This window comes from Actinomadura sp. RB99 (assembly GCF_014706005.1).
GTDB lineage: Bacteria > Actinomycetota > Actinomycetes > Streptosporangiales > Streptosporangiaceae > Spirillospora.
Map to the genome: position 1 here is coordinate 1 of NZ_JABMCA010000060.1, position 25,010 is coordinate 25,010.

At 70.9% G+C, this 25,010-nt stretch carries 23 protein-coding genes, 2 tRNA genes and 1 pseudogene; 16 read left to right on the forward strand and 10 right to left on the reverse strand.

Features of this window, described 5'->3' with window-relative positions:
• From amrb99_RS36910 to amrb99_RS36920, 3 genes are all read right to left on the reverse strand, one after another.
• Window positions 1–250: LysR family transcriptional regulator (locus tag amrb99_RS36910; RefSeq protein WP_190865146.1), on the reverse strand; the 250-nt coding region annotated here is incomplete at its 3' end.
• 25 nt (window positions 251–275) lie between these two features.
• On the reverse strand, window positions 276–2,933 hold the full coding sequence (locus amrb99_RS36915; RefSeq protein ID WP_190865149.1) for a tetratricopeptide repeat protein: 2,658 nt from the start codon (window positions 2,931–2,933) through the stop codon (window positions 276–278).
• A gap of 139 nt (window positions 2,934–3,072) precedes the next feature.
• Window positions 3,073–3,651 (reverse strand): YceI family protein, encoded by a 579-nt coding sequence (locus tag amrb99_RS36920; RefSeq protein ID WP_190865151.1) that lies wholly within the window; start codon window positions 3,649–3,651, stop codon window positions 3,073–3,075.
• A gap of 121 nt (window positions 3,652–3,772) precedes the next feature.
• Between amrb99_RS36920 and amrb99_RS36925 the strand changes: the two genes are divergently transcribed.
• Complete coding sequence (locus tag amrb99_RS36925) at window positions 3,773–4,159, forward strand: helix-turn-helix domain-containing protein (protein WP_190865154.1); 387 nt, start codon at window positions 3,773–3,775, stop codon at window positions 4,157–4,159.
• Here the strand turns inward: amrb99_RS36925 and amrb99_RS36930 are convergent.
• Window positions 4,146–4,628, reverse strand: a complete 483-nt coding sequence (locus amrb99_RS36930) for a hypothetical protein (protein ID WP_347257014.1) — start codon at window positions 4,626–4,628, stop codon at window positions 4,146–4,148. The genes amrb99_RS36925 and amrb99_RS36930 overlap by 14 nt on opposite strands.
• A 227-nt stretch (window positions 4,629–4,855) precedes the next feature.
• Between amrb99_RS36930 and alaS the strand changes: the two genes are divergently transcribed.
• The 3 genes from alaS to amrb99_RS36945 all read left to right on the forward strand — a co-directional run bounded on the left by alaS (window position 4,856) and on the right by amrb99_RS36945 (window position 9,106).
• Window positions 4,856–7,474 (forward strand): alanine--tRNA ligase, encoded by a 2,619-nt coding sequence (gene alaS, locus amrb99_RS36935; RefSeq protein ID WP_190865156.1) that lies wholly within the window; start codon window positions 4,856–4,858, stop codon window positions 7,472–7,474.
• A gap of 207 nt (window positions 7,475–7,681) precedes the next feature.
• Window positions 7,682–8,395, forward strand: a complete 714-nt coding sequence (locus tag amrb99_RS36940) for an endonuclease/exonuclease/phosphatase family protein (RefSeq protein WP_190865158.1) — start codon at window positions 7,682–7,684, stop codon at window positions 8,393–8,395.
• Between the two features lie 360 nt (window positions 8,396–8,755).
• Window positions 8,756–9,106 carry a TraR/DksA family transcriptional regulator gene (locus tag amrb99_RS36945; RefSeq protein WP_190865161.1) on the forward strand — a complete coding sequence of 117 codons (351 nt, stop codon included), beginning with the start codon at window positions 8,756–8,758 and terminating at the stop codon, window positions 9,104–9,106.
• A 165-nt stretch (window positions 9,107–9,271) separates the two neighbouring features.
• On the opposite strand, the pseudogene amrb99_RS36950 reads toward amrb99_RS36945, so the two are convergent.
• Window positions 9,272–10,933: pseudogene (locus tag amrb99_RS36950) on the reverse strand (CocE/NonD family hydrolase).
• Window positions 10,934–11,074: 141 nt separating this feature from the next.
• On the opposite strand from amrb99_RS36950, the gene amrb99_RS50275 reads away from it, so the two are divergent.
• The 5 genes from amrb99_RS50275 (at window position 11,075) to amrb99_RS36980 (ending at window position 13,640) form a co-directional block, all read left to right on the forward strand.
• Window positions 11,075–11,317, forward strand: coding sequence for a hypothetical protein (locus amrb99_RS50275; protein ID WP_206700253.1), 243 nt, complete (start codon window positions 11,075–11,077; stop codon window positions 11,315–11,317).
• On the forward strand, window positions 11,317–11,568 hold the full coding sequence (locus tag amrb99_RS36965; RefSeq protein WP_190865167.1) for a type II toxin-antitoxin system RelE/ParE family toxin: 252 nt from the start codon (window positions 11,317–11,319) through the stop codon (window positions 11,566–11,568). The genes amrb99_RS50275 and amrb99_RS36965 overlap by 1 nt, the downstream gene beginning before the upstream one ends.
• A 310-nt stretch (window positions 11,569–11,878) precedes the next feature.
• Window positions 11,879–12,181, forward strand: coding sequence for a hypothetical protein (locus amrb99_RS50280; RefSeq protein ID WP_206700254.1), 303 nt, complete (start codon window positions 11,879–11,881; stop codon window positions 12,179–12,181).
• A gap of 308 nt (window positions 12,182–12,489) precedes the next feature.
• Entirely contained in the window at window positions 12,490–12,861 is a 372-nt protein-coding gene (locus amrb99_RS36975) for a mCpol domain-containing protein (protein ID WP_190865169.1), read from the forward strand.
• Window positions 12,862–12,872: 11 nt separating this feature from the next.
• Window positions 12,873–13,640, forward strand: coding sequence for a hypothetical protein (locus tag amrb99_RS36980; RefSeq protein ID WP_190865171.1), 768 nt, complete (start codon window positions 12,873–12,875; stop codon window positions 13,638–13,640).
• Here amrb99_RS36980 and amrb99_RS36985 read toward each other — a convergent pair.
• Together amrb99_RS36985 and amrb99_RS36990 are read right to left on the reverse strand one after the other, a co-directional pair.
• Entirely contained in the window at window positions 13,637–14,206 is a 570-nt protein-coding gene (locus amrb99_RS36985) for a flavoprotein (protein ID WP_190865173.1), read from the reverse strand. The genes amrb99_RS36980 and amrb99_RS36985 overlap by 4 nt on opposite strands.
• On the reverse strand, window positions 14,203–15,684 hold the full coding sequence (locus amrb99_RS36990; RefSeq protein ID WP_190865175.1) for a helix-turn-helix transcriptional regulator: 1,482 nt from the start codon (window positions 15,682–15,684) through the stop codon (window positions 14,203–14,205). Before amrb99_RS36990 ends, amrb99_RS36985 begins: the two co-directional genes overlap by 4 nt.
• Before the next feature lie 416 nt (window positions 15,685–16,100).
• Between amrb99_RS36990 and amrb99_RS36995 the strand changes: the two genes are divergently transcribed.
• On the forward strand, window positions 16,101–16,475 hold the full coding sequence (locus amrb99_RS36995) for a hypothetical protein (RefSeq protein ID WP_190865177.1): 375 nt from the start codon (window positions 16,101–16,103) through the stop codon (window positions 16,473–16,475).
• Window positions 16,475–16,699, forward strand: coding sequence for a hypothetical protein (locus tag amrb99_RS37000; RefSeq protein ID WP_190865179.1), 225 nt, complete (start codon window positions 16,475–16,477; stop codon window positions 16,697–16,699). Before amrb99_RS36995 ends, amrb99_RS37000 begins: the two co-directional genes overlap by 1 nt.
• Before the next feature lie 439 nt (window positions 16,700–17,138).
• Here the strand turns inward: amrb99_RS37000 and amrb99_RS37005 are convergent.
• Window positions 17,139–17,209, reverse strand: a tRNA-Gly gene (locus amrb99_RS37005).
• 156 nt (window positions 17,210–17,365) lie between these two features.
• Between amrb99_RS37005 and amrb99_RS37010 the strand changes: the two genes are divergently transcribed.
• From amrb99_RS37010 to amrb99_RS37030, 5 genes are all read left to right on the forward strand, one after another.
• Window positions 17,366–17,439: transfer RNA gene (locus tag amrb99_RS37010), tRNA-Pro, on the forward strand.
• Window positions 17,440–17,574: 135 nt separating this feature from the next.
• A complete protein-coding gene (locus amrb99_RS37015) occupies window positions 17,575–19,869 on the forward strand; it encodes an Orn/Lys/Arg decarboxylase N-terminal domain-containing protein (RefSeq protein WP_206700255.1) in 2,295 nt (764 codons plus the stop codon).
• A 99-nt stretch (window positions 19,870–19,968) separates the two neighbouring features.
• A complete protein-coding gene (locus tag amrb99_RS37020) occupies window positions 19,969–21,009 on the forward strand; it encodes an NAD(P)-dependent alcohol dehydrogenase (RefSeq protein WP_190865182.1) in 1,041 nt (346 codons plus the stop codon).
• Between the two features lie 125 nt (window positions 21,010–21,134).
• Window positions 21,135–22,214 carry a hypothetical protein gene (locus tag amrb99_RS37025; RefSeq protein WP_190865184.1) on the forward strand — a complete coding sequence of 360 codons (1,080 nt, stop codon included), beginning with the start codon at window positions 21,135–21,137 and terminating at the stop codon, window positions 22,212–22,214.
• 117 nt (window positions 22,215–22,331) lie between these two features.
• Window positions 22,332–22,778, forward strand: coding sequence for a low temperature requirement protein A (locus amrb99_RS37030; RefSeq protein ID WP_190865186.1), 447 nt, complete (start codon window positions 22,332–22,334; stop codon window positions 22,776–22,778).
• Window positions 22,779–22,802: 24 nt separating this feature from the next.
• Here the strand turns inward: amrb99_RS37030 and amrb99_RS37035 are convergent, their stop codons facing one another.
• Together amrb99_RS37035 and amrb99_RS37040 are read right to left on the reverse strand one after the other, a co-directional pair.
• Window positions 22,803–23,315: a DNA starvation/stationary phase protection protein gene (locus tag amrb99_RS37035; RefSeq protein ID WP_241756282.1), complete on the reverse strand. Its 513-nt coding sequence runs from the start codon at window positions 23,313–23,315 to the stop codon at window positions 22,803–22,805.
• A gap of 184 nt (window positions 23,316–23,499) precedes the next feature.
• The gene (locus amrb99_RS37040; RefSeq protein WP_190865190.1) at window positions 23,500–24,939 is read right to left on the reverse strand and encodes an FAD-binding oxidoreductase; all 1,440 of its coding nucleotides are present in this window, start codon (window positions 24,937–24,939) and stop codon (window positions 23,500–23,502) included.
• Between the last annotated feature and the right edge of the window lie 71 nt (window positions 24,940–25,010).

The following is a 25,010-nucleotide window of genomic DNA, read 5'->3' on the forward strand; positions in this document are numbered from 1 at the left end:
CCGCCACGGCCCGCGCGCCCCGCTCGGCGGCGGCCAGCGCCGCCCGCGCCTCCGGCAGCAGCGCCGCCCCGGCCGGGGTGAGGTCCATCCCGGCGGCCGTCCGGTCGAACAGCGCGGCGCCGAGCTCCCGTTCGAGGCCGCGGATCTGCTGGCTGAGCGACGGCGAGCGCAGCCCGAGCCGTTCGGCGGCGCGGGTGAGGTTCGCCTCCTCCGCGACCGCGACGAAGTACCTGAGCCGCCGCAGTTCCACGGTCCCAGTCTCCCGGACGCCGGCGCTAGTCCCCCGGCGGCTCGCTCCGGGCGGGTCCCGGCTCCGCCGGCGCGGGGCGCGGCGGCTCGGCCCGCGGCGGTTCCGGCTCGTCCGGCGCGGGGCGCGGCGGCCCGGCCGTCCGGGGCTCCGGCGGCCCGGTGCGGGCGAGGACGGCGCGGGCCCGCTCCTCCCCCGCCGCGTTCCCCAGGCTGCGGTACAGGTCGAGGGCCTCTCGGGCGGGCCGCCGCGCCGCCGCGCGGTCGCCCGCGTCCAGCAGGATCTCGGCGAGCGTCCGTCGCCCGCGCGCCTGCCACCACCGGTCGCCCAGCCCGTCGAACTCCGCGACGGCCCGCCGGACCGTGTCGGCGGCCTCCCCGTACCGGCCGAGCCGGGCCAGCGCGCCGGCCTCCGACACGCGGGTGCGCGCGACGCCCCAGGTGTCGCCCAGGTCGGCGAGCACCCGTTCCGCGGTCCGCACGAACGCCAGCTCGCGCAGCCCGTTGCGCGGATCGCCGACCTCGCCCGCGGCGCGCAGGCAGCGCGCCTCCTCCCACTGCTCGCCGCGCAGCCGGAACGCCTCGGCCGCGCGCTCCAGCGCGGGCGCGGCCAGGCTGTACTTGACCTCGGCCGCCGCGTCGTCACCCGACCCGCGCAGGGCGCGGGCCTCGGACGCCAGCACCTCCCCGAGCGCGCGCAGCGTCTGCGCCTCCGAGTACCGGTTGCCGCTCCGCTGGAACACCGCGAGCGCGCTTTCCAGCAGCTCGCGGGCCTCCTCGTAGCGGCGCTGCGCGAGCCGCAGCTCGGCGAGGTTGCGGCGCGTCCGCGCCTGCCACCACGCGTCGCCTTCCGCCTCGAACGCGTCGATGGCCTCGGTGAGGTAGCGCTGCCCCTCGTCGAGGTTGCCCGCGTCCCGCAGGCACATGCCCGTGGACCTCAGCGCGCGCGCCCGCCACCACATCTCCCGGTTGCCGGTGAAGATGCGGAGCGCCTCGGCCGCGTCCTCCTGCGCCAGGTCGATCTGCCCCTGGTTGCCGCGCACCGACGACCGCTCCAGCAGCGCGATGCCGAGCGAACGGTCGTCCAGATGCCCGGCGGCCGTGCAGGTCAGATCGGCCGCCGCCTTCCACTCCGGCCAGAACACCCGCAGCGAATGGAACAGCGAGCACGCCGCCCGCCCCAGCCGCCACACCAGCGTCCACATCTCGCGCTCCGCGCCCTGCCCGAGCAGCGCCAGCACCGCCGGACGCTCGCTCGTCAGCCAGTCGACCGCCGAGAACCCCAGATCGGGGACCTGCCCGAACCCCCGGTGCCAGTCCTGCGGCCACCGGCTCGCCGCGACCCGCTCCGCCCGCTCCCGGTACCCGTCCAGCAGCCGTTCGACCGCCGCGTCCCGCTCGTCCTCGGCGTCCTCCCGCTCGGCCCGCTCCAGCGCGTACAGCCGGACGAGGTCGTGCAGCCGGTACCGCATCCGGCCCGTCGCGTCCGTCCCCGAGCACTCCGCGAGCTGGGCGTCCACGAGGGCCTCCAGCAGGTCCTCGCCCTCCAGATCCGACACCCCGAGCAGCGCGCCCGCCGCCCACGCCTGCACGTCCGGGGCGGCCTGGACGCCGAGCGTGCGCAGCAGCCGCCGCTGCGTCGGGCTGCAGTCGTCGTAGCTCAGCGCCAGGCTCGCCCGGACGCCGTTGTCGATGCCGCGCTCCAGCTCGCCGAGCCGGCGCCGCTCGTCCCGCAGCCGGTCGGCCAGCACGCGCGGCGTCCACGACTCGCGCGCCGCGAGCCGTCCGCCGCAGATCCCGATCGCCAGCGGCAGCCGCCCGCACAGCTCGGCGATCTCGGCGGCGGCCTCCGGGTCCGCGGCGACCCGGTCCCGGCCGGCGAGCCGGCCGAGCAGCTCCACCGCGTGCCCGGCGGTGAACTCGGTCAGCCGCCGGTCGAGGTCGTTGAGCAGGCCGAGCGACTGCCGCGACGTCACCAGCACCGCGCAGCCGCCGCCCGGCGGCAGCAGCGCCCGCACCTGCGCGGCGTCGTGCGCGTTGTCCAGCAGCACCAGCAGCCGGCGCCCGCGCGTCCACGTCCACCACAGCTTCTGCAGCTCGGGCAGCCCGCCCGGGTCCGTCGCCAGCCGCACCCCGAGCGCCTGCAGGAACCCGAGCAGCACCTCCTCGGGAGGCACCGGCGCCCCGCCCGCGCCGCGCAGATCGAAGTACAGGGCGCCGTCCGGGTACCCGTCGGCGATCTCGTGCGCGAACCGGGCCGCGAGCACCGACTTGCCGACGCCCGCCGGCCCGTGCAGCGACACCACCAGCGGCGACGCCGGCGACCCGGACCCGGCGGCGACGGTCCGGCGCAGCTCGGCCAGCGACGCGTCCCGCCCGGTGAAGTGCGCGATCACCGGCGGCAGCTGCGCCGGCGTCACCCCGCCCGCGGCCCGCTCCGGCGGGGCGGCCCGCTCCGCCTGCTGCGCGCCCCACGCCGCGACGCCGGCCAGCACCGCGACCCCGGCCGTGACGGCCGCCTGCACCGGGGCGGGCAGGCTGAACGCGTCCAGCGACGTCGTCACCGCCGTGATCACCGCGGTCAGCCCGCCGACGATCCACGGCGCCGCCAGCCGCCCCCGCCGCTCCACCGGGGCGGCGCCGTCCGGGGCCGGCCGCGGGCGTGCCCCGGACGTCCCGTTCGGCATCCGCGCCCTCCGTCCTGTCCCCTCCGATCATGGGGCGCCGCGCCCGCGCGGCGGCGAACCGGCGGGGAACGGACGGTTAACAGCGCGTTCGCCGGGATCGCTCCGCTGGGATCGCTTGGTGGGGCTCGTTCCGGCCGGCTCAGTCCGTCCGGAGCACCGCCTCGATCTCCAGGACGATCTCGACCTTGTCGCTCAGCCCGAGCTTGCCGCCCGGCACGGTCGCGGCGTCGCCGACGCCGAACTCCAGCCGGCTGATCTCGCCGGTCGCGGTGAACCCGGCGCGGGCGCCCTTGAACGGGTCGTCCTGCCGGAACACGTCCGGCCCGAAACCCTCGACCACCAGGTCCAGCGTGACCGGCTTCGTCACGCCGTGCAGCGACAGCTCGCCGTCCAGCAGGAAGCCGTCGCCGTCGGCGCGCACCCCGGTGGACCGGAACGTCATCTCGGGATACTTCTCGACGTCCAGGAAATCGGCGGACCGGACGTGCTCGTCGCGCTGCGCGTTGCCGGTGTCGATCGACGCCAGGTCGATCGTCGCGGTCACCTCCGACCGCAGCGGGTCGTCCCCGGTCACGACCGTCCCCTCGAACGCGGCGAAGCGGCCCCGGACCTTGCTCACCATCAGGTGCCGGATCGTGAAGCCGACGCCGGAGTGCAGGGGGTCGATCGTCCAGGTTCCGGCGACGTAGTCCGGGATCTCGACAAGTTCCGCGGTCATCGTGTCTCCTTGGTTATGACCAGTAAGGCGGTTCCTTTCAGGAACCGCCTCCATGGTGCGGACCACCGCGCCGGCCGCACAAGAAGGCACTTTTTTCTGCCTCGGTTCCCTGGAGATAACCATGAACCTCACCGAGCACACCGCCGCCGGCTGCCGGGGCCGCGAGATCCTGGAGCGGATCGGCGACAAGTGGTCGCTCCAGGTGATCGCCGTGCTCGGCGAGCGGACCCTGCGCTTCACCGAGCTCAAGCGCGAGATCGAGGGCATCAGCCAGCGCATGCTGACCGTCACGCTGCGCGGCCTGGAGCGGGACGGCATCGTCGCCCGCACCGTCTACCCGGTCGTGCCGCCCCGCGTCGACTACACCCTCACCCCGATGGGCGCGACGCTCCTGGACGCCGCCATCACCATGGTGTCCTGGGCCGAGACCCACCTCGGCGAGATCGACGCCGCCCGCGCCGCCTACGACGCCCGCACCGCCGAGACCGAAGCCCTCAAGGCCCGCTGAGACCGCTGAGCCCGCTGAGACCGCATCCGCAGAACACGCACACGTAGTCCTCGTCCTTGACCACGTTGAGCTCCCCGCAACCGGGGCAGTGCCGGAAGACGAACGTCGCGGTGAAGCCGTCCGGACGCGCGATCCCCGCACGGTCCAGCGCTTCGGCGACCTCCCGCCACGAAGCCGGGTCGGGGCAGTAGCCGGTCGACTGGTTGCTGACCTCGGTGACGCCCCACTCGCCGTGGACGCGCTCGAAAGCGATCTCACCGGCCGCGAGCACGGGACGTCCGCCCGCACAGGCGACGTGCTCGCTGCGGCGCGGCGCGATGCGGAGCGTCCCTTCAAGGTCGACGACGTAGGTGAACGGCTCGTCATCCGGCGTCAGGCCGTCGATGTCGGCGGACGACGCGATGGGCGCGCCCATCACCCCGGGGCGCACCTGAGCGAGGAGTTCAGGCGGGCCTGCGTACACGTACACGAGGAAACCGTAGGAGAGCCGCAGACCGCGAAGCGAAGGAATTTGTTTCGCGGGGCGGGGGTCGCCTCGGTTAGCGTTGTAGGCAGGTATCCGCGAACGGAAGCGTCCGATGGTCTTTCACGAGGTGGGGCGGCGAGCTAGCCGCGCCGAGCTGGGGAACGAGCAGTCGTGCCCGGCCCGGCTCGGCGGTGTGCGCCGTCATCCCATCGACCTCGTGAGGCCGTCCCATGCGCTCTGCTGAGATCCGTTCCACCTTCCTGGACTTCTTCCGGGAACGCGACCACCGCGTCGTCCCGTCCGGCCCGCTGATCCCGCCGGATCCGACGCTGCTGCTGACGAACGCGGGCATGAACCAGTTCAAGCCGTACTTCCTCGGCGAGACCGAGCCCGAGCATCCCCGCGCGATGTCCGTGCAGAAATGCGCGCGTACGTCCGACATCGAGAACGTCGGCCGGACGACCCGGCATTCGACGTTCTTCGAGATGCTCGGCAACTTCTCGTTCGGCGACTACTTCAAGGCGGAGGCCGTCGCCTGGGCGTGGGAGCTGTTCACGCGCCATTACGGCCTCGACCCGGACCGGCTCTGGGTCACCGTCTACCTCGACGACGCGGAGGCGGAGGACCTCTGGCGGCGGGTCGGCGTCCCGTCCGAGCGCATCCAGCGGCTCGGAATGGCGGACAACTACTGGTCGATGGGGACGCCGGGCCCCTGCGGGCCGTCCTCCGAACTGCACTACGACCGCGGCCCCGCGTTCGGCCGCGAGGGCGGGCCCGCGGTGGACGGCGAGCGCTACCAGGAACTCTGGAACCTCGTGTTCATGCAGAACCTGCGCGGCGAAGGGACCGGTAAGGGCGATTACCCGATCCTCGGTGAACTGCCCGCGAAGAACATCGACACGGGGCTCGGCCTCGACCGCCTCGCGGCGGTCCTGCAGGACGTGGACACCGTCTGCGAGACCGACCTGCTCGCGCCGACGCTCCGGCTCGTCCAGGAACTCGCGGGACGCCCCTACCCCGGACGCGACGGCGGCGAGGACTCCCTGTCGTTCCGCGTCGTCACCGAACACGCGCGGGCCATCGCGTTCCTCATCGCGGACGGCGTGCTGCCCGCGCGCGACGGCCGCGGCTACGTGCTGCGCCGCCTGATGCGCCGCGCGGTCCGGCACGCGCGCCGGCTCGGCATCGACGAGCCGGTCCTGGCGCCGGTGACGGGCAGCGTCGTCGGCAACCTCGGCGGGGCGTGGCCAGAGCTGGAGCGGCAGTCGGAACTGATCGAGCGGGTCGTCGCGGCCGAAGAGGACGGGTTCGAGCGGACGCTGCGGCAGGGCTCCCGGCTGCTGGAGTCCGCGATCTCCCGGGCGGGCACCACCCTCTCCGGGCAGACCGCGTTCGAACTGCACGACACCTACGGCTTCCCGATCGACCTGACCCTCGACGCGGCGCGGTCCGCGGGGCTCACCGTCGACGAGGACGCGTTCGCGGAGCTGCTGGAGAAGCAGCGGCGGCAGGCGCACCGCGCAGGCCAGGACCGCAAGGGCGACGCGGTCGCGCGGCGTGACCTGTACCGGCGGGTCGTCGCCGAGCACGGCCGCACCGACTTCGTCGGCTACTCCTCCACCACCGCCGAGACCCGGGTCGTCGCGCTCCTCGACGGGACCGGCACGACCTCGATCGCGTCCGAGGGCGACGAACTCGAGGTGGTCCTCGCACGCAGCCCGTTCTACGCCGAGGGCGGCGGCCAGGTCGGCGACACCGGCACGATCCGCACGCCCGGCGCCGTCCTGGAGGTCGTGGACACTCGCCTCGGCATCGACGGCCTGCACGTGCACACCGTCCGGATCGTGGACGGCGAGGTCCGTCCGGGCGACGAGGCGGAAGCGACCGTGGACGCGGACCGGCGCGCGGCGACCACCCGCTCGCACAGCGCCACGCACGTCCTGCACGCGATGCTCCGCCGCGTCCTCGGCGACCACGCGGCACAGCGCGGATCCCGCGTCGAACCAGGCCGCCTGCGGTTCGACTTCGCGCACTTCTCCTCCGTGCCCGAGATCGGCACCGTCCAGACGCTCGTCAACGAGTACCTGGCGGACGACCCCGACGTGCGCGTGTGGGAGGCGTCCCGCGCCGACGCGGAGGCGGCGGGCGCGGTCGCGCTGTTCGGCGAGAAGTACGGCGACGCCGTCCGCATCGTGGACATCGGCGACGCGTCCCGCGAGCTGTGCGGCGGCACCCACGTCGGGCACGGATCCCAGGCGGGGCCGGTGCACATCGTCGGCGAGTCGTCCATCGGCACCGGCCTGCGCCGCATCGAGGCGCTCACCGGACCCGACGCGCTCCGCCACTTCGACCACGAACGGGCGCTGCTGGCCGAGCTCGCCGCGCTGCTGAACGTCCCGCCCGACCAGGCGCCCGACCGGCTGCGGCAGCGCCTCGACCTGCTCGCCGAGACGCAACGCGAACTCGAGGCCCTCCGCCGCGCCGAACTCGACGCGCTCGCCGAGCGCCTGGCGTCCCGTGCCGAACCGGTACCGTCCGGGTGGCTCGTCGCGCAGCGGATCGACGACGCGACCGCCGCGGACCTGCGCACCCTCGCGTCCGCCATCGTCGCCTCCGGCGACGGCCGCGGCCTGGCCGTCCTCGGCACCGCGTCCGGCGGCAAGGCGCAACTGGTCGCGGCAGCCGGCCCCCGCACCGGCGTCCAGGCCCGCGACCTGCTCACCGACGCGGCACGCGAGGTCGGCGGCGGCGCCGGCGGCAAGGGCGCCCTGGCCAACGCGGGCGGCCGCCACCCGGAGAACCTCACCAAGGCGATAGCAACAGCAGCAGCCCAAGCCCGAACCCTCTAACCCCCACCGCGCCAGGCCCCGCCGAAACGCCCCGCACCTCAGAGAAGAAGCAAGCCCCAGGCAGGAGACTCCCTGCCTGGGCCTTCTCAGCGGACACGCGAAGCCGCCCTCCCGGTCGCGGGGCGCCTCACGGCCAAGGGCGTCGTCGCCCGCCAGGTCACGACCGACCAGCACACGCCGACCGATAAGTGGCTACCATCACGCCACGTGATCACTGTGGCTACGTGGAACGTCCTGCACCGTGTGCATGCCGAGAACTGGGGCGAGGATGTCCCGGCGCGCTGGCCGGACGAATCGAAGCGGATCGCTGCCGTTACGGCGCAGTTGGCAACGCGGACCGAGCAGGTCATCGCGCTTCAGGAGGTCAGCGGTGACCAACTGGCCAGCATCCGCCTCGCACTGCCCGGCCGAACCGCCCACACGTTGCGGTATCCGCGCGTCCCGGTACCGCGCCACGCGTCCCGTCCGCTCCACGCCCCGGAGGAGTACCTCGTGCTTCTGGTGGACGGACAAAGTCGCAAGGTCGCTGCCGACTCCTTCGAGGACGATCCGGGCAAGGGAGTGCTATCCGTCGAGACCGCCGGGACACTCGTCGTCGCCACCCACCTGAGCGGTGATCAGCGACGCACGCGCCAGCTGGCACGCCTGGCCGAGCTGACCGCCACTGCGCCGGGACGGACAGCGATGCTCATGGGCGACTTCAACACCGACCGTGCCACCGTGGCGTCGGCTCTGGGCCCCGGTTTCGACGTCGTGGATCTCCCGCCGGAAGCCCTGCCGACACGGCCGCGAACCTCAAGCTCGGAGCCACAGTGGATCGACCACGTGGTCGTGCGGGGCGCCAGAACCAGTAGCGCGGCCGTCGAGGACGTCGGCGGCCTCTCGGACCACAATCTCGTCCGCGCGAACATCACGCTGTGAGCTGCCCCCCGACGAGACCTGGACTCAGCGGCCGCCGCCATCCTCCACGGCTCGGGGTCGGGGGAGCCCCGCGCCCTTCCACCCCAGCCACGCGGCTACAGGTCCGTGGCGTAGCCCTCGATGAAGTAGGACTTGCCAGGCTCGGGGGCCGAGCAGGCTAGTACCTCGATGAGCTGCGGCCAGTGGTCGGCCGTAACCGGGAACGAGTTGGCGAACCACTCGGGCGGCAGCGTTACCCCCTGGCGGTCGGGGCGAGGCCGGCGGACAGATGACGACGCGCGGCCCTGCGCCGCCGCGCCCTGATCCCGATGAGCCGGATTCGGCAGACGCCCGGCCATGCACTCCGTCAGGATCGGTTCTGTGACGAACGTGGCGGACAGGCAGATACCCGAGTACCTCGACCATGTCGGGCCCGGGTGGCGCGGCATCCTGATGCGAACCCACGCCGAACTCGTCGCCGTGCTGCCGAACTACCAGGTGGCTCAGGTCAAGGAGAAGTACGGCATGCTGGACGTCCACTTGGGCGCGTACGTCGACCCCGGCACCGGCGAGTTCGGCGTCACCCGTGACCTCGGCACTCGGATCAGTGCGATCCTGCAGGCCGCCCAGGACGAGTCCCGTCGCACGTGCGAAGTCTGCGGGGAGCCGGGCAAGGAGACCGGCCGGGAGTGGATCAGGACGCTCTGCCCCGACCACGCCCAGGAGGGCTGATCGAACGGGACGGGCCGGTCCGGAGGGCCGGCAGGGCTGTGTTCAGTGGTCCATGCGGTAGTGGACCACGGCGTCAGGGGCGACCTCGATGACGAGGCCGCCCGGCTGCCGCGGGACGCCCTCGCACGGGCGAGGCGCGGCGGCAGGCCCTTGCGAGGACCTGATTCACATGCGCCGGCCTGGCGTGAGGTTCGGCGCGACCGGGATGAGGAGCCGGGTGCCGCCGTCGCCCACGAAGACGGTCTGTTCGGCGACCACGAAATCGTCGGGTGTGGCGTCCACGTGCTCCACCATCGTCTGCGGGTTCCGGTCGAACCGGGGATGGTTGGACGAGGCGATCTGCAAGCGGAGGCGGCGCCCGGCGGGGACGACGTGGGCGAGCGAGCCCAGCGGCAGCCTGTACGACTCCCGGCGGCCCGGTCGGAGCGGGGCGGGGTCGCGGCCGTGCCGGTACCGTGCTCGGACGACGCCGTCGACGAGCCCGGTCGACCGGCCGTCCGCGTCGACCTCGGTGAGCCGCGCCGTCCAGTCGCAGTCCTCGGCGGACGACGCTGCCTCCAGGTGCAGGCGCACCTCGCCCGCGATGGTCAGATCGGACTGCAGCGGCGCCGAGGTGAGCACCAGCACGTCTTCGCGCGCTTCGATCTCGAACTGGTCCCTGGGCCCGGAGTTGCGGGCGACGAGCAGGCCCGGCAGGAATGTCGCCCCACCGGCGGTCGGGACCGGGTTTGCCGGATCGGACCGGTAGGTCAGCGTCGCCGGCTCACCGGTGCCGTCTCGTGCCAGGCGGCCGCCAGCGTCCAGCGTCCAGGACGTCGGGGTGGCGGCGGGCGGTGGCCAGGACGGCAGATCATGCCAGGTGTCGGAGCCGGTGAAGAAGATGCGCGCCTTCGGCAGGTCCGGCTCCCGGCCCTCGGCGAGGGCCGAGAAGAACTCCAGGTGCATCGCGGTCAGGTCGGCCTCGGCGCCGTAACAGTGCCAGCCGTCGCCCTGCCAGGCGCTGACGTTGCCGTGTGACCACAGGCCGACGACCAGGTACTGCCGGCGCCGCGCGTCGCTGGTCGCGGCCTCCGCGCTGAGCCGCTCGAAGTTCCGCAGCGTCCCCTCGAGGAAGATGTCGTTCCAGCCGCCGATGTGGAGTGCGGCGACGTCCATCCGCCCGTACGCGCGGGACGGATCGATGGCGTCCCAGAACTCGTCGCGGGCCGGGTGATCGAGCCAGTCCCGCACGTAGGGGGCGAGCGCCTGGAGGTCGGGACGCCGCAGGGGCAGCCGGTCCATCACGCTCCAGGGGTCCTTGCCGAGTTCAGCCAGAAGCTCCCGGGACGCCTCGGCGGACCCGCGCCGGTCCAGGTCCGGCGGCGCGAGCGACTCGATGATCCGCAGGAGGACGAACCCCAGTTGCAGCGCGCCCCCGCGGTAGGTCCAGCTCTCGTAGTAGTCGGAGGCGGTCAGCTGGGGGGCGATGGCGCGCAGGCCCTTGGACGCGACCGACGCGGCCAGCAACTACGTGGCGCCGACGTAGGAGGCGCCGTACGTGAACACGCTTCCGTCGCAGAAATCCTGCTCCAGGAGCCAGGCGATGGTGTCGCGGCCGTCATCCGCCTCGTGCGCGAACGGGGTGAAGGCACCCTCCGAGGTGTACCGGCCGCGGGTGTCCTGTACGACGACCGCGAAACCGGCGTCGAGAGCGCACACGATCTCCAGCCCGATGATGTGCTGCGCCATGAACGACGACGACCTGTCGTACGGCATCCGCTGCAGCAGCACCGGAAACGGGCCGTCGCCCTCGGGCGGCCAAATTTCGGGCCGCGATCTTGAAACCAGCGAAGATGCAGCTCAGCGACCACATCCCATGGCCCGCGAACGACCGTAGCACCCCGCTGCCGACCACCCCAACGGGCACGATCAGGGCACGGCGTTCCGGCTCCGCGCCGGGCGTCGGACGCCTCATCTAGCATGGCAGCCATGACCGAACTCCCGGTAGGCGACGATCATCAGGTGATCCGCCTCGGCGGTGAGGCCGCCGTGGTCGTCCCGCTCGACGAGTACCGTCGGCTGCGTGAACTCGAACGCCGCGCGCAGCTCGCCGAGCAAGCCGACGCGGAAGAGGCGGAAGCCCTGGCCGAGTACCGCGCACAGCAGGACGCGGGGACGGTGACGGCGATCCCGCAGGACGAGGTACGGCGCCGGTTCGGGCTCACCCACTGATGACCTACAGCGTCACATGGAGTGAACGGGCTGTCTCCTCAGGCTCCCGCTACCTCTCCGACGATGCCGAGGGCTTGGCCCAGGTCATGACCGCTACCGATCTGCTCGCCGACAACCCCCGCCCCGATGGTTCCTTTCCCTACGGGAGCGAGGATCTGCGGCGCATCCGCGTCGGCCGGTACCGCGTCCTCTACGAGATCTATCCGGAAGACCAAGCCATCATGGTTCTGCACGTCGGCCGGGTCGCCTAGCTTCCGCACCGCTAGGCCGTGCGGCGTAGCCGCTGTTCTTCTCCCACCTTCCTCCCCCCGGCCCCGACGAGACCTGCACTTAGCGGCGGACGGGTTCTGTCAAGGGCGCCCTTCGGGCGTCACTTCGTGATGGCTTCGCCACCCTTGACAGAACCCGTCCGCCGGTATCATCGACAGCTCGGGGTCGGGGGGAGCCCCGCGGATTTCCACCTCAGCTTGCAACGTCCCCGCACCGGGGATGGCCTGTGCCACTGTGTCTGACGGCGGCGCAGCCCCCTGGTTCACGCTCGCTTAGCCAGGATCCCGTGCGATGATGACGGCCGTGATTGACTACCGCGTCCTGCGAGGCGGCACCATTGAGGCGTGGGGCAGTCACGGCATCGACATAGCGTGGATATGGGAGCTAGATCGGGACTTGATCCCGATGCTCTGGCACCTGTTGCCGTACGCCGACACGATGTTCAACAGCTCGCAGGCGCGCTCACTGCTCGCAGAACTTGACCGCCTCCCCGAAAGCAGCCCCTTGGTCCCCGCGGTGCGGGACGACCTCAAACGGCTGTGCGAGATCACAAGCCAGCACGGACATAGCCAGCTCTGGTTCTTCGGGGACTGAGACGGGCGGCGGTGCGCCCCCGTGACGAGCGGACGGTGCGGGGCCGGCGGACGCGTCGCGATGCGCGGCCCGGCGCGGCCGCCCAGTGACCGGCGCCCACGCCGCACGCTCCGGGCGGCCAGGCGCGGGGCCGCGCCAGCGGCCCGAGCGCCGCCGCCCCTTGATCCCAAACAGCCCAATTGGGCAGCGCTTCGGGTAGATAGATCTGTAGCCTCGAGGCCAACCGGATACGTCCTGCCGCGCCCAGCCCGGACGACAGGAGTAGATCGCCGGGCGAAGTCCATATTGAGTGATTTGGAAGACTTCGAGTGATATATGCACATTTCGATGGTGACGACGTAGGGTCGAAGCTAGAATTGATGTTACTTGATGACGATGAGGAATCTGCGCGCGACTATAGCAATTCCATTAACATTGCTATTGCCCGAGTGCAGGAAATCTTGTCCCGATCGGGCGCCGCGATAGTCCTCTCCGGCGGCGATGACTTGATTGCATCTTGGACGGCCGATTCTATTTCATTCTCAGATATCGAGCGGGTCCGTCAAACTTTCCGCGATGTCTGCGGTTGTACGCTAAGTGTTGGTATCGGATTTTGTCTGAGCGAAGCGGCCTCTAGTCTTCGGCGGGCCAAGCTGCAAGGTAAAGATCAGGTTATACAGACGACTGCGAGCCGCGATTAAGGGTTTACTGAATGCCTCTCGATCGTTCAAATAGACTCTACATTTTTGCTAGCTCTGATCGCCCTGATCCGTATGTCAATGTTCTCGTTCACGCGCTCTCAACCTATCCTTTGGTGGAGGTCAGATTTATAGGCATCAGGGAACATGAATATTCCAACGAGCAAGTGGATGGCCGAGTAAATGCGACTCTAACGGCCGTTTATGCTCGCCTCGAAGAGCTTGCGAGCGGACTTTCAGGGGAAGATTATTCGCCGTCGGTTGACATGAACGGTCGCGCGCTGTACCGAACTTGTTTGGAAAAACTCGAAGATGTTCAAGTTGGGGCTAGTGTTATTTCATGGCCTGAGCTTGATCAGAGGCTCGGGCGGTTGGCCGCGCACGGAAGGCCAATGTTCGATGTGACCACACTAAAGAAGAATCTTCTCATGGACGTAGTCGCACTCCTATTGTCCCGAGATTGCTCCGATGTGTTCAATTTTGAACTATTGAAGGCCCCAAACTATGACGAGAGAGATCTGATTCATGCTCTCAGGCCGAATGAGTACAAGTATCGCAGCATCGCGGAGAGTCGCCACATAGAGGCAGCTAGGCGCCGGATGGTGTCTCGATCAATGACATTTCGCTCGATCGCATGGCTCACGCTCGCCATTACCGGTATCGTGGCTGCCGTCCAAATATTTTTCCCCAACGGATGGGGGCAGGCGGCCGTTACTGTGATAGCAACGGCAACCAGCATTGCGGCCTGGCTTTACTTCTTTCGACGCGAAAATATCTCTTAGATTTCGCGCGCACGGTAATCATCTGCCTGCTTGAGAGCATTTTCCCAAGGGAAGCAATCTAGGCGACTTTCCCCTTCGCCGGGCGAGTGAGGGGTAAACTGTCCAGAGCCTAACAATATATGAACACCCTCTCGATGGAGACTTTCGACAGAGTGTCTAAATGGAAGACGCCCGGCTAGTGCGGTGTTGACGAAGGGTAGGACTACTACGGGGATGCCTAGGGTGGGGGCTTCGGCGAGGATGCCTAGGGCGTAGGTGTCGCTGATGCCTGCGGCCCATTTGTTGATGGTGTTGTAGGTGGCGGGGGCGACGATGATGGCGTCTGCTTTGGGTGAGCGTGGTTCGCCTGGCTTGCGGTAGTGGCTGCGGACGGGGTGGCCGGTTTGCTTTTCGAGGGCTTCGGCGTCGATGAAGTCCAGGGCTGAGGGTGTGGCGATGATCTGGACGTCCCAGCCTCGTTGGTGGGCGAGGGTGACGAGTTTTCCGACGTCGCTGGCGGGGCCTGCTGCGCAGACGATGATGTAGAGGACGCGGCGGCGCTCGTCGTCGGCTCCGGCGTCGGTCACAGGCGCACCCCGATTTCTGTCGTGAACTCCTTGAGTTGCCGCTTGATGCTGGGCGGGGCGGTGGCCATGAGGTCGCCGAGCATTCGGTGGACGGCGGGGCGGGCTGAGATCTCCTCGGGCGCGAGTTGGTGGGCGTAGCGCAGGACCTCGTATGCCTTGTCGTGCTTGCCCCATTGGGTGAGGGCGCCGGAGGTGTCGACGAGGAGTTTTGCTTTGCGTTCGGTGAGGGGGATGCGGCCTAGGTCGACGGTGCGGGCGTGCTGGATGGCGGCTCCGGCGTCGCCGAGTTTGAGGGCGATGTTGACGCGGTGGAGTTGGACGTTGGTGGGGCCGAACGCGGTCCATCGGTGGTTGTAGTCGCCTCCGAGTTCGTGGCCAGCGGCTTCGGCCTCGTCCAGGAGGGTGGCGGCGGTGTGCCGGTCGGAGCGTTGGCCGGCGGCGACTGCGCCGCGTAGGAGGAGTGCGCCGTAGACGGACAGGAAGTCGGGGGTGCGCTGGTCGATGTCGTGGTCGATGCGTTCGGCGTAGGTGCTGGCGGTCTTGGTGGCGGCGCCGTGGTGGCCGTCGTTCATCAGCGCGTGGGTGATGATGCGGGCGCTTGACCCGATGGTCGTGAGGTCCTGGCTGCGGCGGGCGGCCTGCATGCTGCGGTCGGCTGCGAGCCAGGCAAGCCCTTCGTGGTCGAGTTTGAGCAGGATGCTCGCGGCGACGTGGTGGGCCTCGGCCGAGAGCGCTTCGGCCTGGAGTCGGGCGTCTCCGTCGTAGATGGCGCAGGCGTTGCGCAGGTCTGCCAGCAGGGCGGGCAGGGAGTTGATGACGGTGGAGTACTTGCAGTCCTGGTAGCTGCGTTTGGCTGCGGCTACGGCGGCGTCCAGGCGGGCGATGCTGAGGGCGGCCGGGGACGGGTCGTCGTTGCTGGAGGGGTATCCGGCCAGGGCGGCGGCGAATGCCTCGACGCCTTCTAGCGGTGCGCCGTCGGACGGTAGGTCAGCGAGGATGGCGCTGAACACGCTGGCTCCGGCGAGCTTGCCGAAGGTTCTGCGGTGCACGGGGTCCCCTTCCTCGACATCGGCATCTATGTCCAGGGAACCCAGGAATGCGGGCGGAACCAAGTCCGCGGGGGCAGCCCGTGATGTGATGATCGTCGCCTTCGTGGTGGTCGGCGAGGTGAACGCGGGGAGGGTGCGCGGCGCCAGGCCCAGGGTCATGCGGGCGGGGTCGGGCATTTGGAGGCCGTCGGCGATGCGCTCGAAGACCTCCAGGGTGGTGACCTGGCGGCCGCCCTTCTTCATGGTCTCGCTGACCTTGCCCTGCGACATGCCGCAGGCGATCGCGATTTGGGTTTGGCTGGCGCCTGCGTACTGGCGCAACAGGTGGAAGACGGTTCGGATGTCGCGGGTGGTCAGGGCTTCGATCATCTGCGGGCGCTGCCACAGTGAGTCCGGGATGACGATCGGGTCTGACGCCCGTCTCGACATCGGGTCTCCCTCCGCGTAACCGGTCTTCGCTGAGCGTATATCCCGTCGCGGGATATCGCCTGGGAATGGGTGCCGTCCGGGATTTGGCGGATCTTGGTCGGCATGACGCAGCAGCAGGGAACCGGCAAGCCGGGGCGCCGCTCGTGCGGTGGCCGTGGCTGGAAGTTCGTCTCTCCTCTCCGTGTGGTGTTCGTACGCCGGGTGACTCCGGTCCGCAGGTGCGGCGGAAGCCGTGTCGCTGGTGCGCGCCGACGCGCAAGATGCGTGCGGCGTAGGTGAAGCCGCGGGGCCGGCGGGCGTGGCGGTCGACTGGTGGTGCGGTCGTTTCGCCCCCGTGGCAGCCGCGCCGAGCGTGTGGGGACCCACGTCGTCCGCCCGCCTGCCGGTCCCGCTTCGACTGCTGGGAGTTCTCGGTCATGGACGTGGTGAGCAGAAAGCCTCTGAAGGACACGACGTGGCGTCCGGCGGCTCTGGCGCTGGTCGACGCATTGAAGCGGCGGGGCCTGGACGCGCAGGTGTACGGGCAGGGCGCGGTGCGGGCGAGTAACCCGGCCGGCGAACCCGTCCCCGATGACCCGCGCGGGGCGTTGATGCATCCGGGGATGCGGCAGGAGTTGGTGTGCCGTCGGCACGAGGGGGTGCTGTGGTGGCTGTGGGTGTGGGCTGGGCCGACCCGTCAGTCTCCGCCGGAGTTGGAGCCGTTGTGCCCGCTGCTGGAGACCGATACGGCGGCGAACCGGATCGCTCAGGTCCTGGCGGTGCCGTTCGCCAGCTCGCCGGACGGCTCGTGATGGGTGCGGTTCCGGTGGTGCTGCCGGACGGGATGAGCGGGCGGTCGGTCGCTGCGCAGATCGAACGCGAGTTCTCCGGGGTGTGGGCCTGGTACGGGGAGGCCACCGGTTCATGGTGGGCGATGGTCCGGCTCGACCGCGGCGAGCGGCTGGTGGAGGCGCTCAACCCGGAGGAGTTGAGGAAGGCGATCGTCCACGCACGGGGCTGGCCCTGGCCTCGGTGACTGTCTGGGGTGTCGGCTAGCGGCAGAGTGCAGTGATTCAAGCTGTGCGACTGGGAGATGGGGCGTCAAGGTCATGGGCCGTCTCGTCGATTGCTGGTCCGCAATCGGCTGGCAGATGCAGCGGCTCAGGTTCTGATCTGCACTTCCACGATCTTCGGCACGTCGGCAACACCCTGACGGCCACCACGGGCGCGAGCCTCAAAGAGCTGATGTCCCGCAGGGGGCAAGCCTCATCTCGGGCGGCGCTGATCTACCAGCACGCGAGCCAGGATCGGGACAAGGCGATCGCGGCGGCGTTCAAGGTGGCTCGGGCCCGTGACAAGAGTGACAAGGGCACGCCGGAACGATCGGGCGCGCAACGGGCACGGAAGCCGAAGAGAGCTTGAGGAAAAGGGCGGCCCAGGTGGGAAAACAGGGCTCTGACCTGGAGAGATGAGAGAGCGGGCGACGGGAATCGAACCCGCGTAGCCAGTTTGGAAGACTGGGGCTCTACCATTGAGCTACGCCCGCGAGGGGTTGGAGGGCCGGCTGGGCCCTCGATCGTCAACGGTAGCGTACCGGGTGACGGGGAGCGAACGGGTCCGCGGTCGTAATGCCGGGTTGAGCGAGGCGGACGGGCCTGATCGGCATTAGACTTCACGGGTCGCCGGGGACGGCGGCGTGTCGCGGGCTGTAGCGCAGTTTGGTAGCGCACTGGCTTTGGGTGCCAGGGGTCGTGGGTTCGAATCCCGCCAGCCCGACCGAGTGGGGCGCGAGGCGTCCGGTGGCGGATGAGACCGGTGGGTGACAGTTGACTGCCCGAGCCTGTCTGTACGCACGGTGATTGTTGTACTACTGGCGGCGACCGGGTTCTCGTTCCGAGCCTAGGAGCCCCCTTGGAGCACACGGTTCTCATCGCGGCGGGCGAGCGGGCCGACGCCGACTCCGTGGCCGCCGAGCAGTTGCGGGACGTGCGCGGCGAGATGGAGCGGCACGGGCTGCGGGTGCGGTGGACCCACCGGACCGAGGACGCGCTCGCGGTGCTGCGGTCGGACGCGACGCTCGCGGCGGTCCTCGCCGAGTGGGCGGTGCAGGACGCCGACCAGGTGCTCGGCGGGATCACGGGACGCTTTCATGGGCTGCCGGTGTTCCTGATGATGCGCGACGGCGGCGTCCGGGACGTGCCCCTGTGGGTGTACGAGGTGATCTGCGGGCTGGTGTACCCGCTGGAGGACACGCCCGCGTTCATCGCGGGAAGGATCAGCCGGGCCGCGGAGGAGCACGCCGAGAGCCGGTTGCCTCCGTTCTTCGCCGCGCTGCGCCGGTTCGACGAGGACCACCGGTACTCGTGGCACACCCCGGCGCACGCGGGGGGCGTCGCGTTCCTCAAGACGGGGGTGGGGCGGGCGTTCTTCGACTACTTCGGCGAGCATCTGCTGCGCACCGACCTGTCGATCTCGGTGACGGATCTGGGGTCGCCGCTGGAGCACACCGGGCCCATCGGGGACGCCGAGCGCAACGCCGCCCGGGTGTTCGGGGCCGAGCGGACGTTCTTCGTGGTCAACGGCAACTCGACCGCCAACCGCATCGTCGGGCACCACGCGATCGCCCGCGACGAGCTGGTGCTGGTGGACCGGAACTGCCACAAGTCGATCCAGCACGCGCTGACGATCAGCGGTGCCCGGCCGGTGTACCTGGTGCCGGAGCGCAACGGGCTGGGGCTGGCCGGGCCGGTCCCGCCGGGGGCTCTGCGGCGGGACGCCGTCCGGGGGCGGCTCGCCGGTCATCCGCTCGCCGGCGGCGCTGCCGGGCCGGAGCCCTCGTACGCGGTGATCACGAATTCGACGTACGACGGGCTGTGCTACGACGCGGTGCGGGTGGCGGGGCTGCTGGGCGAGAGCGTCCCGCGCGTCCATTTCGACGAGGCGTGGTTCGCGTACGCGCGGTTCAACCGGATGTACGAGCGCCGGTACGGGATGGCGGTGGACGAGCGGGCAATGCCGGGGCCGGGACGTCCCACGGTGTTCGCGACCCAGTCGACGCACAAGCTGCTGGCGGCCCTGTCGCAGTCGTCGATGCTGCACGTCCGGTCGTCGGAGCGGGCACCGGTGGACTACGACCGGTTCAACGAGACCTATCTGATGCACGCCTCGACGTCGCCGCTGTATCCGATGATCGCGTCGCTGGACGTGGCGGGGGCGATGATGGACGGGCCGTCCGGGCCCTTCCTCACCGGCGAGGCGATCGTGGAGGCGGTGCGGTTCCGGCAGGCCATGGTGCGGGTGGCCGCGCAGATCCGGTCGGACGACGCGCGTCCGCCGTGGTTCTTCGGCGTGTGGCAGCCGCCGGCCGTGACCGATCCGCGCACGGGCACGACGGTGCCGTTCAAGGACGCCGACCCGGAGCTGCTGTGCACCGAGCCCTCCTGCTGGACGCTGGAGCCGGGCGCGTCCTGGCACGGGTTCGACGGCCTCGACGAGGGCTACTGCCTGCTGGACCCGATCAAGGTGACGATCACCTGCCCGGGCGCCGACGCGGCGGGCGGGCCGGCCCGCTGGGGCGTCCCCGCGCCGGTCGTGGCCGCTTACCTGCGGCGACGCGGGATCGTGGTGGAGAAGACCGGTGACTACACGCTGCTCGTCCTGTTCTCGATCGGCATCACGAAGGGCAAGTGGGGGACGCTGATCGACGCCCTCGTCGACTTCAAGAACGCCTATGACGGCGACGTGCCGCTGCGGGAGATGGTGCCCGGCTTCGGGCCCGAGGGCGTCGGCCTGCGCCGGTACTGCGAGCAGGCCCATCTGCGGCTGAGCGGGTCGGACCTCGGGACGCTGCTCGACCGGGTGTTCACCGACCTGCCGGAGCCCGCGCTGACGCCCGGCGACTGCTACCAGCGCCTCATCCGGTCCGGCACCGAGCGGGTGCCGCTGGAGCGGCTGGCCGGACGGATCTGCGCCGCCACGGTCGTCGTCACCCCACCGGGGATCCCGATGCTGATGCCGGGAGAGGCCACCGGGCCCGACGACGGGCCGGTGATGACGTACCTGCGGGCGCTGGAGGAGTTCGACCGCGCCTTCCCGGACATCGCCACCGACATCCACGGCGCCCACCGGGACGAGGACGGCCGGTACTGGATCGAATGCGTCCGCCGGGAGGACGGCGGGAGCCCCGCCGAACCGGCTTCCGGGTGATCCGCCCTCCGGGGCGGGTGGAACGCCCTGTTCGGGGGCATGCCCTGCGGCGAGGGAGAAGGCCGTCCGGGGGCGGCGGCCGTCGTCGGAGGGGGTGCCATGAAGGCGGTGCAGTATCGCGAGGTGGGCGGTGCGCCGGAGGTCGTGACGGTGCCGGACCCCGTCGTGGGGCCGGGGCAGGTCCTGCTGAAGGTCACGGCGGCGGGCGTCTGCCATTCCGACATCGCGGTGATGAGCTGGCCGGCGGAGCAGCTCGCGTTCCCGCTGCCGCTGACGCTCGGGCACGAGGGCGCCGGAACGGTGGAGGCGCTGGGGGACGGCGTCGAGGGGGTGGCGATCGGGGAGTCGGTCGCCGTCTACGGGCCGTGGGGATGCGGGACGTGCCTGATGTGCGCGCAGGGCAAGGAGAACTACTGCCTGCGGGCGGAGGAGCTGGAGATCCGGCCGCCGGGGCTGGGCGCGCCCGGCGCGATCGCCGAGTACCTGCTGGTCGATGACGCCCGCCACCTGGTGCCGCTCGGCGGGCTGGACCCGGTGCGGAACGTCCCGCTGACGGACGCGGGGCTGACGCCGTACCACGCGATCAAGGGGGCGCTGCCGAAGCTGGTGCCGGGCAGCGCCGCGGTGGTGATCGGGACGGGCGGGCTCGGGCATGTGGCGATCCAGGTGCTGCGGGCGCTGAGCCCGGCGCGGGTGATCGCGCTGGACGTGTCGGAGGACAAGCTGGAGCTGGCCCGGACGGTCGGCGCGCACGAGACGGTGCTGTCGGACGAGCGGGCGACGGCGCGCGTGCGGGAGCTGACCGGCGGACTCGGGGCGCAGGCGGTCTTCGACTTCGTCGGGGCGCCGCCGACGGTGGCGACGGCGACGGCCGTCGCGGGCGTGGAGGCGGACGTGCTGATCGTCGGGATCGGCGGCGGCATCGCGCAGCTCGGGTTCGGCGTCGTCCCGTACGACGCGTCGGTGCGGGCGCCCTACTGGGGAAGCCGCGCCGAGCTGATCGAGGTGCTGGAGCTGGCGCGGTCCGGGGTCGTGGACGTGCACGTCGAGACGTACTCGCTCGACGAGGCACCCGAGGCGTACGAGCGCCTGCACGCGGGCCGCGTCAACGGCCGCGCCGTGATCCTCCCCAACGGCTGACCCGTCGCACGCCGGGAACGGCAGCGGCCACGCGCACCCACCCCTCGCAGTGGCCTGGGGTGGGTGTTCGTGTCGCGGTTCGGCTCGGCGGGTGGCACCGTAGGTGGTGCTGAGGGAGGGGAGCTGTGACGACTTACGCCTTCGACGAGGAACGTCACGCGATCGTCGCGTTCTGGGAGACGGGCTCGGGCTGCGCGGCCCGCACCTTCGCCGAGCTTCCGGGTGACGTCCCCTCCGACGCGGTCCGGCATCTCGCTCGGGCCTTGACGCGGTTGTCCGGCCGGGCCTGGCGCACCTATACCCATCCGGCGTCCGCCGCGGACGTGCAAGAGGTGAACGGCGAGGTCGGGCGACGCCGACAGGAACGGGAAGCGTTCGGGAGTGTGGCGGAGGCCTTGGCCAAGCCGAACCTGCCCTCCGACGGCACGCTCACCGTGTCGTACAACCCCGTTGAGGAGTGCGCGCACCGGGTCGGCCGTGCCTTGCACGACATCGGCGATGCGGAGTTGAGCAGGCGGGTCGGCGTTGAGGTGCGGGACGAGCTGGAGGCGATCGAGCAGGCCGAGCTCGGCGACCTCACCGGGCGCGCCCGGCAGGCCCTCGCTCTCACGCGTGCCGATGCCTCGCCCGTCCAGGTCCAGGCCGCCGACAGGATCCTCCATGCGAACCCGTTCGGCGGCCCGAGCCTGTTCACGGAGGTCGAGCCCGCCGCCGCGGCCATCGCGGCGGCGCACTGGCTGCAGGCCGCGGCCGACGTGACGTCCGAGACGACCGGCTACGCGACCACGGAGATCATCCAGGAGGCGGACGGCATCGAGGCCCTCGCGCACGAGACCCCGACCCTCGTGCTGGAACAGCTCGAACTCGGCCTCAGCCCCTACGAGACGGTCACCACCCTGATCCGGGGGGCGATGATCGTCGCGGAAGGCCGGATCCCCGACCTCGACGAGCTCCTCGAGCACGTCGGCGAAGCCGAGATCCTCGCCCGGCATCACCATGACCCGGGGTTCCGCGGCACGCTGCTCAAGAGGCTCCGCACCACTCCCCTGGACCCCGCTCGCCCCGCGCACGATCTCCTGGAGGACATCCTCGACGGCATCCGCGGCTGCTGGCTCATCTACCAGGAGGACGCCTCGGAGGACGACGGCGACTTCGCCGACGAGGTACGCGCGGAAGCGGGCTCCAAGCGCGAGCGGCTCACCTGACGCACGGCTCCGCGACGCGCGCCGGCACGGGGCGCTCCCGGTGCCTCGGTGGGCTACCGTCGCTTCATGTGCATTGAGGAGTCCGGCGCTGCGGCGCGGCGCTGATCCGCGTCCGCCATGTCCGAGGGACGCGAGCGCTGGGCGCGACTGCGCCAACGGCTGTGGCAGCCGCCGCGGCCGCACGGGGAGCAGCCGCTCGAACGGGACGTCGGCCCGCTCGAACTGTTCTACGACCTGGTCGTGGTCGTGCTCGTCGGGCAGGCCGCCCATCAGCTGGCCGGGCACCTGACCTGGCGCGGGCTCGCCGAGTTCGGCGCGGTGTTCACGCTGGTCTGGATCGCCTGGCTCAACGGCAGCCTGTACCACGACCTGCACGGCCGCGAGGACGCCCGGAGCCGCACGGTCCTGCTGGCGCAGCTCCTCGCGCTGGTGCCGCTGGGGGCGTTCATCCCCCGGGCCGGCGACCGGGGCGCCGTCGCGTTCCCGTTCGGCGCCGCGGTCCTGCTCGCGGTGCCGTGGAGCGTCGCCGTCACACGCCGCGCGACCTGGGACGTGCGGCCGTGAAGCGCACGCCGAACGGGGCCCGGGTCAGCGGGCGGGGCCGTTGTGCGGGGCCTCGACGAGCGGGGTGTCGACCAGGTGCTCGATCAGGAACCAGGCCTGCAGCTCGCCGGTGCGGATGACGTCGGAGACCAGCAGGTCGTTCGTGCCGTCGTCGCCCATCTCCTGGGCGCGGGCGGCGACCTCGTGGGCCGTGACGAGGATCGTCTCGTGCGCCTCGAGCAGCCGCGACAGCATCGCGGGGACCTCCTCGGCGCCGTTCGGCGGGCGCGGCACGGCGGTGATCTCCGCGACGTGGCGGGGGTCGCCGACCGCGACGCCGCCGAGGGTCTGCACCCGCTCGGCGATCAGGTCCACCAGCTTGAGCTGCTCCTCGGCATGCTTGTCGAGCAGTAGATGGAGCTGGTAGAAGGTCGGCCCGCGCATCAGCCAGTGATGCTTCTTGTAGAGGCTGTGGAGGATCTGGGTGTCGGCCAGAACCTGGTTGAGCCTCTCGCAGGAGTACATCCGGGCCTCGAACGACAGGCCGAGCGGGAACATCCGGACCGTGCCGAACTTCTGGATCTCCCCGCCATCGACGTGCACCCATGGCTGGCTTCCCGTTGCGGGCTTTCGGCTGGTGCGTTGGTTGGGCACCGGGCAACTCCCCTCACGATCGATCCGCGGACAGCGTGGTGGTTTCCCGAAACCCCGCGATATCGCCCCGGGCGCGGCCAACAAGGCATCAAGAATCCTTGGGCCGCCCGCCGTCGACGTGGTGGGCGGGCGTGATGTTGTGGTTCATGCGGAACAGGTTGCGCGGGTCGTAGCGCTTCTTGACGGCGGCGAGGCGGTCGTACCGTTCGGGGCCGTAGATCGCGCGTAGGGCTTGCGGAGTGGCGGCTTCCCGTGCGCCGAGAAGGTTGGGCATTCGCTCGTCCATGGTCCAGGGGGCGAGCGCGTCGACCAGGGTGTCCAGTTGCTCTTGGAAGAGCCCGGCCTTGCCCGCGTCGCCTCCGCCGATGCCCAGCACCGACCATCCCGCGTCCCGGCCGGGAACCGCGTTGGGGACGGCCGGTGGCGCTTCCATGGCTCCGCCAAGGCGGCGCACTTCGACGAGGCTGAGTTCGCTTTCCGAATCGGGACCCGCCACGGCGAGGAGGGCCTCGGCCGCCTCGCCGGGAAAGTCCCGCAGCATTCCCGAGCGCTCGACCCAGGGGAAAGGGCCGGGCGGGTCGAGGAACAGCGAGGCGGCCTCGCGGTAGGGCGGCTCGGTGGCCGATTCCAGCAGCGTCGGCGCGATCCGGCGCATCGGTTCGAAAGCGCGTTCCGCCTCGTCCCGCGGTCCGAGCGAGGTGAACCTCAGGTGCATCACGAACCGTCCGTGGAGCGGCTCCGGCATCGTGGGCAGAGCGCGCTGAAAGGCGACGGACGAGCTCATCTCCCTCGGCAGGCCGCGTGCCCATTCCCGCCAGGCGTGCAACGTCCGCGCCATGTGCTCGCCGGCGAAGAAGAGTCCGGCGCCGTAGAACCGGCGGACGGGGAAGAGCGCGAACTCCAGGGCGGTGACCGCGCCGAAGTTGCCCGTTCCGCCGAGCAGCGCCCAGTACAGGTCCGGGTCGGAGGACGGGGTGGCCCGGCGCGCCTCGCCGTCCGCGGTGACGACCTCGATCGCCCGCACGTGGTCGGCGGCGTATCCGTGGAGGCGGCCCATGATCGGGCTCGCCCCGCCGCCGAGGTGGTAGCCGACGACGCCGACGCTGGACGAGCCGCCGCTGATCGGAGCGAGGCCGTGGGCGCCGGCCTCGTCGAGGGTGTCGCGCCAGCGGGCTCCGCCCTCGACGCGCGCGACCCGCCGGCCGGGGTCGACGCGGACGGCGCCCATCCGGGACATGTTGATCAGCACCGCCCCCTCGGCGGAGCGGGCCATCTGGTGTCCGGTGGCGAGGACGGCCACCGGCAGGTCCCGCTCGGCGGCGAACCGCACCGCGGCCCGGACGTCGTCCGCGCCGGTCGCGCCGACCGCGACCGCCGGACGTACCGGGGTCAGCAGGTTGAAGGTGGCACATTCAGCCGGGTAACCGGCGTCGCCGGGCAGCACCACCGGGCCGCCGACCCGTTCCGGGAGATCCGCGATGTCGGCTCTGCTCAGCGAGGCCGGGCGCACCGGTACAGAGGAGGCCATCTCGTTCCGCCTTCCGTTCCCCGTCCCGCGCGCAGCCGCCATCGGCGAGGGAGACCCTGCCCCGTCCGCGT